Genomic DNA, 12,566 nt, shown 5'->3' on the forward strand with positions numbered 1-12,566 from the left:
AGATGAAATTGAATTTTAGAAGTTTGGAAAATAACCTTTAAATTCATAATGTTAAATTAAGACCTGCGAATTCTGTAAAATGCTTCCCCAAACCCCACATATGTTTTAATCCAACATTTGTGCCCATCCCATAGATAGAAAGTAAGATCCTTTCTGAAATTTCATTTGGTTTTAAATAGGTTTTCTGGCCATAAGAAATAAAATCATGGGTAAACCGATTTTCCAAATCGACTTCTTTAAACATATCAATTAGATTGGTTCCTTCCCATTTTTCTTGTAAATGCTTTTTTATAATTCCAATGTTTTTTGATTCGGCTTGAGGTGTAAGTGGTGTGACAATAATACGACCACCATTCTGAGGACTTATTCGAACATTTGGGTTTTTCGGAATGTTATCATTCAAAGCCGTTAGTGCGCCTGTTAATTTTTGCTTTAATTGAGCAATAAAAACATTTCCATCAAGAGGTAAAGACAGATCATCAAAATATTCTTCTTTATTCTCTTCAAAGTTATTAGGCAAATCCTCATCTGGGTTTCGATGTTTGAAAGATCCATCAATCCATATTTCACGGCATCTAATACGATCCGCAAGTTTTTTTAGAACATAAACCTCATAACAAATTCGTTTAATTTTTCCGGTATGGGCATCAACAATGCGTTTTTGCCATTTATCTGGCAAGCAATCCATAGGGACATCTTCATTATCTGGGAAATAAACTTTGTTGCTATCAAAATATTTTTTGATTAGTGCCAATGCATTGAGGATTGGTTGATGCTCTGAGTTATTAGAACGAAAAACCACGTTTTCTAATAAAGGTTGAATCATACGTCGATAATAACTTGCATACGAGCTTCTAATTTGTTGATGAAGTAGGCTCTGGTACTTTGGCCCTTTTTTCTTATACTCATCAATAATATTTTTTAATTTATCCTGACCAACAATGGGTTTTACCGCATATCCAGCCCAAACTGGCAATGAGCTGAATATGCTTCAAAAATTTTAGTTAAACTCAAATTGGAAACTTGAGTTTTGAATTGTTTTGCTTCCAGCACCTTGAGAATCAGGATTTGAGCTGCCAAATAATGTTTGAGGTGTAGATATAAGAAGTGCTGCCAATTTTGATTCATTCAACTTCATTTCTTCCTCGGTAATAGAAGAGTCCTCAGGTGCAAATTTCTTAGCTTGGCTAAGAGCTTCTTCAGCTTTCTCCCATTTTTTCTCTAATCTATAAGTACAAGCAATATTTAACCAAGCATCTGCAATTTCTTGTTTATCTTCTGTTTTTTCCAAGATGGACGAAAAGTACTTTCTTACTTCAGGGAAACAATCCTGTTTAAAAAGAGACATTCCAATTTGATTAATGACAATAAGGTGTTCTGGATCAAAATGCATTGCTTCTAAATAAGCCTTTTGTGCATTTTTATAATCTTTATTTTTATACAAATGATGACCATATTGCGCTAAACATTCGGTAAGGTTAGATAAAATAATATTTCTTAATGCGAAGTCTTGTTCATGACATACTGATAATGCTTTTTGGTAATATTGTATTGCGTAACTAAAATTGCTTGCTATATTCTTCTGTACAGCATCTTCGTCTTCAACGACTCTCTCAAGAACTTCGATGTATTGTTCATACCAACCCGCTACACTTTGTAAAAATACAGGATTGTCACTACATATTTCCAATGCTTTTTTGATAAAAGCCAACGCGCCTTTAAACGGCATCGTCAACTAAACTTATGGTCTAGACTGTATTTTATTTGGAGTTACATCGCGATGCTGGAAAGGAAACCGAAACGATACCGTTATCCCTTGGAGTTAATCAGCATCGCGGTATGGAGTTACCATCGGTTTAATGACAGTTACCGGGATGTATCTGAGCGCTTGCTGTATCGTGGTATTGATGTCAGTTATGAGACGATACGGCAATGGTGCATTAAGTTTGGGCCTCATTTTAAGTACGTCATTAAAAAGCGCGCATGCAGGCTATCGGACAAATGGCACCTGGATGAGCAGCAACTACGGATTCGTGGTGCGACGTATTATTTATGGCCTGCCGTGGATGATGAGGGGTATGAGCTGGATGTGTTTCTGCAAAAGCGACGCAATAAAAAGGCAGCCATCCGCTTCCTGTCTCGTCTATTGAATGCCCATCCCAAGCCTCGGGTGATTGTAACAAACAAGCTCAGGAGCTACACAAAGCCCATTCGCCAGATGTGCAAAGGGGTCGAGCATCGTTCGCATAAGGGGCTCAATAATCGGGTAGAAAATGCCCATCAGCCCAGCAACGAAAAAGCCAATTTCAAGCGGAAAAAGAAATTTGGAACTCCACTGCCATTGAGCTTCTTTGCGCCTAAAATTCGGCAAGTCCTCTTTTCTTGCGTTATAAAAAGTTAAATTGACGGCGCCGTTGAAATGGTAGAATAAATCTAAAATGACTCGAAGACATAATTAGGTTGTTTTAGAGGTCTTTTAGTATTATAATGGCTCAAATTGCCTTATATTATATCAATAAAATGAGAATTGAAAATGGTTGTTTAGTTGAAGTTAATAGCAATGATATTATCTCTGGGGAATTTAAGTTTCCTGAAGGCATAACATCGATTGGATGTTATGCCTTTTCTGGTTGCAGAAATTTAACTAGAGTGACTATTCCTGATAGTGTAACGACAATTGAAAGATGGGCATTTATGGATTGCTCCAGATTGGCCGATATAACTTTTTCTAACAGCTTAAAAGTTATTGAGGAGCATGCTTTTAAGGGTTGCAGCAATTTAATCAGCTTGGTTATTCCTTATGGCGTAATGTTAATTGGGTGGGGCGCATTTGAACGTTGCTCCAAGTTGATTAGCATAACTCTTCCCAAAAGCATAACAAAAATTAGCTTCTGGTCATTTTATGGATGCAGCGATTTAATTAGCTTGGTTATTCCAGGTGGCGTTACGGAGATTGATTGTGATGCATTCAAAGGATGTTCCAAATTAATCAACATATTCATTGATGCCGAAATCCCTATGCAATTTGAACGAATCAAGTCACTTCTGCCGGAAAATTTGCGCAACAAAGCTAAAGATATTAATAAAATTAATAAACGCATCAATAAACACATGAATATACTCGAACAGCATATTTCGACCCCAGCTGACCAAGGCAAAGAAACTGAGTGGGCAAGTAGAGTTAATTGTTCAATTCAATATGTTAAATCAATGTTGGAAAGTGTAGACAGTATTAATATATATAAAGAATTACAGGGAAGATTTCATATACAGGTGTTGCGTTTTTATATAAATCAAAATCAACTGGATGAGGCTATTGAACATTTTAACTATTGCTCTAATGTACCCTTGGATGTCGTATTTGAATTAGCTAATGCATTATTTGTATCTGAAAAACCCAAAAAGGAAAAATATCAAATTATGCTCCAATTATTTAAAGAATATGATGAGTACGATGACATTCATAGAATACTTGAAAAAACTGTACTGGAGCTAATTTCCGTATTGGCTAAAGAGGAAGGTACAATAGGTAAACAATTAGCAGACTATGGTATTAGTCGATGCCTACCTTGTTCAGCCATCGTTCAAACTATTATTGGTGATAGAACGCCAGATACAAATTTAGAAAATCAGTTTAAGGCATTAGAGACCAACTTGTCATTACTCACTATAAAAGAAATGTGTAGGATCCTTAACGCTCCTTTGCTTCAGCCATTGTTTAAAAAAAGATACGGCTCTACAGATCTAGTAACTTACGAGTCGCTTTACATGCTGTCAGATCTTCAAGAAATTTTGCCTAATTGTAAACCCAATGGTCCGTTTTTGGGATATTTAAAAGAGGTTCTGGATTTTATTAAGAAGATAATTGATTCCAATGCCGAGTCGCCCATTCCTCAACTAAACCTTGGCATATTTGCTCAAAGCTCTTCAAGCCAGCAAAGCGGTAATGATATAATTAATATGTCTGCGAAACCATTTTAGGGAGAGTCCCCAGTTTAGAAGTATTGATTAATTTTGGCTCCTCCATTGCTTTTCAAACAGTATTTATTTCTTTGTAAATCGGGCAGTGAAATTGCTATAACGTTCAATGTCCATAAAGCAACAATTTACCGTTTATAAGATTCACAAACGAGCTTGGCTTAAACAATTTCAGCTTAGCCAAGGTATAATGTGATTTAATGCGCCCATGAATTTGGCGCTCATTAGAGTAATAGCCCCTCTACAGCTATTCAATAGTATCTGTTATGCTCCAAAATATTATCGTATTGGTCTGTAAAAAATAAGGGCAATAGGCTTAAGTGATTTGGCTCTTCCTTGCTTCCCGAAACCTATAACATTAAATTATCTCCTTTATCGATTTGAAGAAACAATGTTCACTAATAATGTAAAATACGATTTTTTAGACAGTTGATAACTAGGTTATTACATTGTCTATCAATTTATAAATTAATGGACATTATGGTAAATCCCATCTCGCATTGAATGGATTAAAAGGGGAATACTATGAAATACGAGAGGCTATAATTTGGAGACGTTAAAGTTTTCCTTATTAAGTTCTCACTTCCTCTCGTATCGTTCTATTACTTATTTTATCCTCAAAAAGCTTTCATATTTCACTTCCAAAGCTGATTTTTAACAATCGTCTCACAGGCATCATATTCCAGGGATTCAGTTGATGCGGCCATCAGTGCAATGTGCTCCATAATTTTGAGTGGTGCGCCAAAAAAGCTATGTGAGCGAACTCCCTGTTTTATCAAGTTCGTTCGATCGCGGGTACGTACATAATCACGGGTAACGCTTTGCCATATCTGAACATTTTGGTTCAACCAGATTGCCCAATGGAGAGGAATGCGCCCTTCATTATCTTCTATAAGGGGATTTGCCCCCCACTTAATTAATAAAGCAATCTTTTGTTTTAAGTGATTCTTAGTCCCTATTCTTTCTGAACACAATAAATGCAGAGCTGTGTAGCCAACAGAATTTTGAGCATTGACAGAAAGGCCTAGTCCCAACAGATACTCCAAGAGCTCCAGGGGCACTCTTCTATTATACAAAACAGAATGCAACACGGTATTTCCGTTACGAGGTCTTAATTCGATGTCCTCGGAGTCGATTGTAAGAAATGCATTCGCACCATGATCAATTAATAACTTAGCGATGTCTAGAGAGTTCACGCGGTGCAAGGGGGTATAGCCATTTAGATTTGCATTCACATTGGCACCACCTCTATTGAGGAGGAGGCTGGTCAGGACAAAATCATCTTGTCGAATTGCCCAAAATAAAATTTCATCGATTCTTGACTGATAACGGTTATCCCGCTTACAAAAATCTAGGAGGATTTTGAAACAGTCAATTTGATAATGGTCTCCGGCTGTATACAATAAGCCCTCACCAAAAATATCGATTTTATTTAATAATTGCGGATAGGTCGAAACGAGCGTATAGAGATTATGCGCATTGCCTGATATAATTTCTTTTTTTGCGTTTTCAAATAATTCTTCATCGCCTACTTGCTGCTCAACTAATTCAATAAGTTGCGGTACAAAAACCTCTTCGAGTACCAGAAATCGATTCTTGGAAATTTTTTCTCGAAGAGCATCTAATATTTTTAAATTGTGACCTTCTTGATTAAAAGCCAAGTCCACTAAGGTAGAATTTTTCTCCAGAGCATTATGAATGTTGATTAGAAAGGCATCCTGAATTTCAATGCCGAATAAGTCTAATCTTCTCAGCGTAGTATTGCATGTCAGTGTCTGACCTATTGCCAGCCTCTCTTCCGGGGAAAGATTTTTAAATGTTACAGGTGCAAGTTTAATCCAGGAATTCTCTGGATTATTTTCATTTATAAGCTCCAGAAGCTCCTTGACTGATCCACAGTATTTAACGTTACTCATTTTTGCCTTTATAATAATCTTTTTGCTTACATAGTATCGTATAAATTTAATATTTGCATATAAACAAACCCCCCGTTTTATTGCCTAAAATACCATAAAGGAGGTTAGTGTGATCTTTAGTTGCCATCCACTATTAGATCCGTTTTTAATTGGAGGGATTTTTAGCCGATTAAATGCTAAAGGTATTTTGATACATTAGATTTACTTCTTTTGAGCGTATTAGATATTTATTGATAAGAGATTCATGCATTTTTGAAGTGGTATAGACTTCCAAAGGTTGGTTTGAAAATAATAATTTATTTTGAAATTTAATTATGTTACCAACATTTAAGGGATTCCCAATCACTAGACTTGCAAAAAAACATGAAGAGGGCGTTAAAGGAAAAGATAGTATGTATCCGTTTTTCAATAAATCATTCAAATAATGACATATTGATTTAACAGGTTCTTTATATGGTTTATAGAAGCAGACTGGTTTATCCGATGTTAATAAGTCAAATTTCGTGTCTTCAAATTTAATGACATACCATTTTAAATTCAAAAGCATAGGCAAAGAGTTAAGAGCAATACCGTTATTATAGGTTGAAGCATATCCACTTCTGGCTGCAATGATGTCATTAGCGGCTTTTTCCTCAAATTGTTTAATTGTATTATTGTCTTCGGGGGACCATTTCCTTTTATTTTTTAGTTTATCTATATTTAAAGTGACATGTTTTTGTGCCTGTATAATGTCTCTTTCTTGTCTAGTAGTTAATGAATTTAAGTATTGGGAGAAGTTTTCACGCAAGTCTAGGGATAAAATGTCATCTAATAGAATTAGGTATTTTTTACTTTCCTTTACTACTCCATCTATTATCCCCATAATTTTGGCTGCGTTACCATCTAAATTCGCATAATGTTGAATCTCTAAATCGCCATATAAATTTTTTATTTGGCCAATATCTGTCGTTGATTTTTTTTGAAAACTAACTAATTTGTCAGAAAGATAATTATAACTAGGAATGCTAATCCTACAATCATCGGGATAAAATTAACCCTTAATGACTTAATTATAGACATAAATTATGGTAGCCTGGTTTATTGATGTAATTTTTGATGAGCATTGTGATGTTAATCTCAACAAATTGCATCTTTGTTTGCGTATAGTGCAAAAATACACCATCATGTTCTTTACAACATATGTACTTAATGCCATAATTTGAGAATGAACTGGGAAATAATATTTCAAGACGATTTTAATTTAGAATTCGATGAACTTAATGAGTTAGTTCAAGACGAATGTTTTGCCAATTTAAAAGTTTTAGAAAAGTTTGGTCCAGAATTAGGCAGGCCTCACGTAGATACATTAAAAGGTTCTAAACATTCAAATATGAAAGAACTAAGATTTAATGCAGATAATGGGGTGTGGAGATTGGCTTTTGCTTTTGATCCTACCCGGAGAGCAATTTTACTCATTTGTGGTGATAAAACTGATGGGAGTGAAAAGCGTTTTTATAAAGATTTAATTAAGAAAGCAGATCAACGATTTGATAAGCATTTATCAAATCTAAAAACTGAGGTGAAATTATGACTAGATCACTAAATGACAAAATGACCTCTCTCTCAAAAGAGAGACTAGAGCTTATTCAAAAGCGAGCTAATCAATTAATTGCCGAAGAAATGACTTTGCGAGATTTACGTTTAGCTCTTGAGAAAACTCAAGATGACCTAGGTAAGGTGTTGCATATGAAACAAGATGGCATTTCTAGATTAGAAAAACGATCAGATATGTTAATTTCAACACTAGGCAAATATATTGCTGCAATGGGGGGCTCATTAAAATTAATGGCCGAATTTCCTGACCGCTCTCCTGTTGAAATTCATGGTATTGCTAATATTAACACCCTCATTGAAGCTGGGGAGTCTGCGGTTCGTAAAATTTAAAGACTATAAAATAATTTGTTGATTTTAAATTAATTTAACTGATTATTGAAAAAACTAAACTGATGTGTTGCTAATCCATGGACTCTGAAGTACTTCGCTAGTTCTTGCAAAGTCAGTAAACTTTTCAGATGTTGTCATTTGCGCATCATTATTCGACCAGTTAAAAAATAAAAATAGTTATAAGTTGTACTGTCGTATATTATATGTGTAAAATATCTACAATGGTTATATAAATGTTTAAACAACCAGAATCAGATGCAAGGGTCGCCTCATCTTCAAGGCCACCTAGGACGCTTGGTCTCTTCGTTTCTATTCCCAATAAACCTCAACTTCCAACTGTTTTAGCAAGCATTAAACGAAAAGATTCACGTATTACTCTCCCTGATTTGTCGCCTGCTTCCCGAGACATTCCTGCTCTTATTGAAGCATTTAAGGCGCTTCCGGATGGATCTGATATCGAACTTTCAATTCATCAATTTGCGGTTAATCCGCATGCTGAGCCTAGAAAAGATTTAATTCAGTTATGGAATGCTGTCAAATATAAAGTTAAAACTATCATTTGGGATCAGAATAGTTTTTTTAAAAGTTTCGTGACTGGTTTAACCGAGGAAATGAAAAGCGATCCGCATGTTGCTCGTTGCGAATTTCAAAATTGCGATAAAACCAATTCTTGTTCTGCAGATCAACCCAACCCAGGCTTTTCTTTTCCAAAACCGGAAGAGTTAAAAGCAATGACTTTTTTTAAAGGGGCTGCTGGGGAAGATAGAGCTTCGGAGGAAGATTGTGCTCATACAATGGTTTTGCTCAGTGAAGGTACTAGAGGTCAAATGTAGTAGTTTAGATTGGTAACCACGCATCCATAAATCTCTTAGGTCTGATTAATTTTATAATCAGACCTAAAGATACTTCCGTTCAGGGCGAATTCAACTCGCTAATGCAACAACACTAATCACTGTTCTTAATTCGATAAAATTTACATTCTATACCATGCCCAATTCCATCTTTATAGTAATGCATCCCACATTTTTCCATTACACGGTGCGAGGCTTTGTGTTCTATGGGAGCAAAAACAATAATAAAATCTGCTTTAATATTTTTTTACTCCAATTAAGAAGGCCTTTTAAGGCTTCTGAGGCATAGTTCATACCCCATGATTTTCTTACGATTAAATACCCAACTTCAATTTCTCCAGTATCTATAGGACCGAAACCACAACGTCCAATAAACTCTTTTGATTCTTTATCAAATATTACAAAACAAGACCTTATTCAAGAATTAAAAAAGGAAGAGTCAACCCGTGATCTTTCCTGGGAAAAAAATAATTTGTTTTATGCAATTTCTCTTTTTAATCATAACATTATGATTCTATCCTACATTATTAGGCCTTAGATCTTCTTTAACGTGATTGATAAAGCGCTTCGCAATAAAGAAACTATTACCTCTATCCAAAAAGCAGAAATGGAACATGTTAAGATCGATTCATTCCTTAAACACACCGATACATTAATTCATATTGTTGATGGAGAATAATTAAAATACAGCGACGCTGCCGCACTAAACTCCATTAAATGGTTCCTATAACAGAAAAGTTCAATAGCGCAGAAAAATCCAATCACAGGTGGCTTATAGGAATACAAGTAAGATAACAACTATATTTTGATAAGATTTCGCAAAGAACCAACAAAATATTGTGCACTGCAAGAAATAGCGACCTATAATCTATTTGATTTTTGTGCTTTATGAGTTGTATATGAACATTAATGAGATAAAAACGTACTTCCCCGGGAAATCATACTCGACTCCCGAATTAGAAAAATTACTTGCCACTCAAGACAATGAACTTTCCGAAGTAATGGTAAAACTCGGAGGCAAACACTTTGTCGATGAAATTAAATCAACTGACAATTTTTTTGAAAATTTAGGAGTTAGCCACAGAAATATTTTATGCACGCCAGAAGCCACAATGGACTGGTGGATGGAACATTCAGGAATGGACATTATTGCATTACAAGGAGCCATTGCCTATGATAAATTGATGATGAACCAAGAGCCTTTACGCGAAATGGATCGACTAATCTTGGTTGCTAATATAACCGATACCCCCGCCCCTCATATTGGCTATTCAGTAATTAGTCATTTACAAAAACGGCATGAGCAGTTTATTTGCCCTTCGGTAATCGCCCTCACGGGAGAAGGATGCTCCGGTTTCATCTCCGGTCTACGCGAGGCTGAGCTTTATCTCCATAAATATCCTCAAGCACGTGTCGTTGTATTAACGGTAGAAATGATGGCAACCCCACTGTTAAACCCGTGGCTGCAAAGTGAGTTAATTGCCTATAGCAAAACAGTATCTGCCGAACAAATGGCCGGTTTATCATGTAAACTACTTGGATTAGCAATACAACGTTATCTTTTTGGTGAGGGCTGTGCTGCTGCACTATGCTCCAATGAGCAGGGAGGATTAAATTTCAGTCATTTTCATAAATGGTCTAATTTAGCTCCAGATGACATCCATCTTTTGGAAGTTATTGGTTTAGGGACTAAAACTCCACCTCATTTACCACCTTTTGGTTTTTTCTATCAACAACCCCACAGACTGGTGGCTAGATTATCTCAAAATTATCTACCCAAAGTATTAACGGTTCTTTCTGATATCACCTTAAGTGACTTCAATATGGCAATTCATACTGGTTCAAGTAAAATATTAGATAATATCCAACATAATCTGGATCTTCCTGAGTATCAAGTCGCGCCCTCGCGCGCTGTTTTAAACAACTATGGGAATATGAACGCAACTACGGGAGCGACCATACTTGCTAATCTTATGGAGACCTCCCCTGATAAACCTACGTTGGCTTTATTTTTTGGCCTAGGTTTTGCATTACAGCTAGCCTATTGATATCAATCTTGATGTGATTAAGGCACGAAGTTTATTTCGTGCCTTTTGCTTTATGGCTAAACTTCTTAAATTATTTTATGGGGTATAAGTGGTTTAGGTAAGCAATTTACCATTTTATGCTGTCTTGCGGTTCTGTCGCAAAAATATTTTTAGTCCACATATGGCTTTATTTTGTGGCGAGTTTATGCCGCTAGTCCATAGAACTGTTCAAAAATGGTTTGATTGGCTGATTGTGCATGCTGACCTTTTTTGAGCATATGATGTAATTCGGCTCCGTTGCAAAAAAGAAAATATGTGTAAAAATCCAACTTTTTGATGGATCTCAGGGCGCCGTCAAGTTAACTATTGAAAGAGCAAAAAGTATTTTTTGTCGAATTTTAGGCGCAAAGCATCTCAGTTGCAGCGGAATTCCAAATTTCTTTGGCCTTTTGAAATTGTATTTTTCGATGAGAAGCGGAATGGGTGTGGCGTCCCACAGCGACTGCGAAGAGGGGTTAATTCCATATACCGCTGGTTTATCAGTATCGCCAGTCAAATAATATTCTAAATGAGTGTTTAATTATAGAAATGAACATATATCAAACTTTTATTGTTTTGATTATGACCAATAACAAACAATATCTATAAATTTTTTATTTTACCGATAAACCTTACAGCATAAGGGTTATAGAGACACGTGCTGATAAACCAGCGGTATATGGGGTTCTAAACACTAACCATCGAAATTTCCGTGCAATAAAGACCTCTGGAGTGAGTAGACCGGTTGAATTGGTCCTGTCATGTTGGTGAGTGAATTCTGGGGACTTGAATCCCCCAGAATTTTTAACGAGGTAGCGACACGCTTAACTTTTACAAATTAAGAGTACTACTCATTGGCTCATTAGAGTTTCCTTCATGGGATACTTCATTATCATCACAAGAAAGTTTTAACATAAGAGATAAGTTTTGCTGTAACAATGTTTCAAATGCTTGGTTAATTTCTTCATAAGAATTTTCTCCATAGGGTACTCCATTATCATCACAAAAAAGTTGCAGTTCAGGAGAAGAATTCTGCGGAGATAATATGTCAAATGCTGGCGAACTCAAACTCTTCTTTCTTTTATCGCCGTGCAATGTAGTTGAAGGATGCTTTTGTCCAGATTGTTCCTGAAGCAACGCCCATCCCCTACTATCTGTGCGGTATTTTGGTAGTGCAGGGTTTATCGTGTTTACTCGAACAGCACCTGATTGTAGATCCCAACGATATTGGTTAGCGCCATTAGGGTTATTTTCTACACTCTGGCGCTTCCTACGGTTACATACCACTTGAGCCCCTTTTGAGTCAAAAGTATTTGAATTTGTATTCCAAAAATATAAATTGGAGCCTTCTTTATTGTTTATTGATTTTTCGTTTCTAGGAGCAAGATCTTGCTTTTCTGTACTAATTAAATCATTTTGACAATCGGATGTTGATTTAATAGAAGGATTCTGATGTGTTGTTTGCTTTGATTCTTTACTTATCGATGCATATTTGTCTTTACCGAACATTAATATTTCTCTCCAAATAAGTTATTTTTCTCTCCTGAAAAATGGTTATTGATTTAATTAAATTTAAGACCAATAGAAAAACTTTGGTTAAACGGACAACATTATAAACAATTATAATCTGAAAATCGACCTGGCTTCGACATCTGTGATTCATACGTGTTGCATCAGGTTTTGTCGCAAAAAATTAATTCCCGGAGTAGACGCTGTTTTTTTGCAAGGGAACGATCAGATATGCAGCGTCAATTTAACTTTTTAAATCGCAAGAAAAGAGAGCGTATCGAATATTAGGCGCAAAGAATCTCAGAAGCAGTGTCTTGCCAAAT

At 35.8% G+C, this 12,566-nt stretch carries 12 protein-coding genes and 1 pseudogene; 6 read left to right on the top strand and 7 right to left on the bottom strand.

Features of this window, described 5'->3' with window-relative positions; genetic code table 11:
• Positions 1-43 precede the first annotated feature (43 nt).
• Complete coding sequence (locus E1P08_RS16770; protein WP_133138098.1) at positions 44-826, bottom strand: hypothetical protein; 783 nt, start codon at positions 824-826, stop codon at positions 44-46.
• A gap of 174 nt (positions 827-1,000) precedes the next feature.
• Positions 1,001-1,729 carry a tetratricopeptide repeat protein gene (locus tag E1P08_RS16775; protein WP_133138099.1) on the bottom strand — a complete coding sequence of 243 codons (729 nt, stop codon included), beginning with the start codon at positions 1,727-1,729 and terminating at the stop codon, positions 1,001-1,003.
• Between the two features lie 51 nt (positions 1,730-1,780).
• On the opposite strand from E1P08_RS16775, the gene E1P08_RS16780 reads away from it, so the two are divergent.
• Positions 1,781-2,401, top strand: coding sequence for an IS6 family transposase (locus tag E1P08_RS16780; RefSeq protein ID WP_133138100.1), 621 nt, complete (start codon positions 1,781-1,783; stop codon positions 2,399-2,401).
• A gap of 86 nt (positions 2,402-2,487) precedes the next feature.
• Positions 2,488-3,981 (top strand): leucine-rich repeat domain-containing protein, encoded by a 1,494-nt coding sequence (locus E1P08_RS16785; RefSeq protein ID WP_133138101.1) that lies wholly within the window; start codon positions 2,488-2,490, stop codon positions 3,979-3,981.
• A 632-nt stretch (positions 3,982-4,613) separates the two neighbouring features.
• On the opposite strand, the gene E1P08_RS16790 is transcribed toward E1P08_RS16785, so the two are convergent.
• Together E1P08_RS16790 and E1P08_RS16795 are read right to left on the bottom strand one after the other, a co-directional pair.
• Complete coding sequence (locus tag E1P08_RS16790) at positions 4,614-5,894, bottom strand: ankyrin repeat domain-containing protein (RefSeq protein ID WP_133138102.1); 1,281 nt, start codon at positions 5,892-5,894, stop codon at positions 4,614-4,616.
• Between the two features lie 169 nt (positions 5,895-6,063).
• Complete coding sequence (locus tag E1P08_RS16795; RefSeq protein ID WP_133138103.1) at positions 6,064-6,903, bottom strand: DUF4238 domain-containing protein; 840 nt, start codon at positions 6,901-6,903, stop codon at positions 6,064-6,066.
• 195 nt (positions 6,904-7,098) lie between these two features.
• On the opposite strand from E1P08_RS16795, the gene E1P08_RS16800 reads away from it, so the two are divergent.
• From E1P08_RS16800 to E1P08_RS16810, 3 genes are all read left to right on the top strand, one after another.
• The gene (locus E1P08_RS16800; RefSeq protein WP_133138104.1) at positions 7,099-7,464 is read left to right on the top strand and encodes a type II toxin-antitoxin system RelE/ParE family toxin; all 366 of its coding nucleotides are present in this window, start codon (positions 7,099-7,101) and stop codon (positions 7,462-7,464) included.
• Positions 7,461-7,817, top strand: coding sequence for a helix-turn-helix domain-containing protein (locus E1P08_RS16805; RefSeq protein WP_133138105.1), 357 nt, complete (start codon positions 7,461-7,463; stop codon positions 7,815-7,817). Before E1P08_RS16800 ends, E1P08_RS16805 begins: the two co-directional genes overlap by 4 nt.
• A 233-nt stretch (positions 7,818-8,050) precedes the next feature.
• Entirely contained in the window at positions 8,051-8,650 is a 600-nt protein-coding gene (locus tag E1P08_RS16810; RefSeq protein ID WP_133138106.1) for a hypothetical protein, read from the top strand.
• 222 nt (positions 8,651-8,872) lie between these two features.
• Here E1P08_RS16810 and E1P08_RS17580 read toward each other — a convergent pair whose 3' ends face one another.
• Positions 8,873-9,085, bottom strand: a complete 213-nt coding sequence (locus E1P08_RS17580; protein ID WP_341272488.1) for a GNAT family N-acetyltransferase — start codon at positions 9,083-9,085, stop codon at positions 8,873-8,875.
• Positions 9,086-9,567: 482 nt separating this feature from the next.
• Here E1P08_RS17580 and E1P08_RS16820 point away from each other — a divergent pair, with 482 nt between their 5' ends.
• Positions 9,568-10,716 carry a beta-ketoacyl-[acyl-carrier-protein] synthase family protein gene (locus E1P08_RS16820; RefSeq protein WP_133138107.1) on the top strand — a complete coding sequence of 383 codons (1,149 nt, stop codon included), beginning with the start codon at positions 9,568-9,570 and terminating at the stop codon, positions 10,714-10,716.
• Positions 10,717-10,898: 182 nt separating this feature from the next.
• On the opposite strand, the pseudogene E1P08_RS17860 reads toward E1P08_RS16820, so the two are convergent.
• A pseudogene (locus E1P08_RS17860) lies at positions 10,899-10,991 on the bottom strand (IS6 family transposase); the annotation flags it as partial.
• A 574-nt stretch (positions 10,992-11,565) separates the two neighbouring features.
• Positions 11,566-12,243: a hypothetical protein gene (locus E1P08_RS16830; RefSeq protein WP_133138108.1), complete on the bottom strand. Its 678-nt coding sequence runs from the start codon at positions 12,241-12,243 to the stop codon at positions 11,566-11,568.
• Positions 12,244-12,566 lie beyond the last annotated feature (323 nt).

This window comes from Legionella rowbothamii, assembly GCF_900639985.1.
GTDB lineage: Bacteria > Pseudomonadota > Gammaproteobacteria > Legionellales > Legionellaceae > Legionella > Legionella rowbothamii.

Coding starts and splice junctions, on each gene's coding strand:
- E1P08_RS16770 (WP_133138098.1), bottom strand. CDS start 826: ATGATTCAACCTTTATTAGAAAACGTGGTTTTTCGTTCTAATAACTCA.
- E1P08_RS16775 (WP_133138099.1), bottom strand. CDS start 1,729: ATGCCGTTTAAAGGCGCGTTGGCTTTTATCAAAAAAGCATTGGAAATA.
- E1P08_RS16790 (WP_133138102.1), bottom strand. CDS start 5,894: ATGAGTAACGTTAAATACTGTGGATCAGTCAAGGAGCTTCTGGAGCTT.
- E1P08_RS16785 (WP_133138101.1), top strand. CDS start 2,488: ATGGCTCAAATTGCCTTATATTATATCAATAAAATGAGAATTGAAAAT.
- E1P08_RS16830 (WP_133138108.1), bottom strand. CDS start 12,243: ATGTTCGGTAAAGACAAATATGCATCGATAAGTAAAGAATCAAAGCAA.
- E1P08_RS16805 (WP_133138105.1), top strand. CDS start 7,461: ATGACTAGATCACTAAATGACAAAATGACCTCTCTCTCAAAAGAGAGA.
- E1P08_RS16820 (WP_133138107.1), top strand. CDS start 9,568: ATGAACATTAATGAGATAAAAACGTACTTCCCCGGGAAATCATACTCG.
- E1P08_RS16810 (WP_133138106.1), top strand. CDS start 8,051: ATGTTTAAACAACCAGAATCAGATGCAAGGGTCGCCTCATCTTCAAGG.
- E1P08_RS16780 (WP_133138100.1), top strand. CDS start 1,781: ATGCTGGAAAGGAAACCGAAACGATACCGTTATCCCTTGGAGTTAATC.
- E1P08_RS16800 (WP_133138104.1), top strand. CDS start 7,099: ATGAACTGGGAAATAATATTTCAAGACGATTTTAATTTAGAATTCGAT.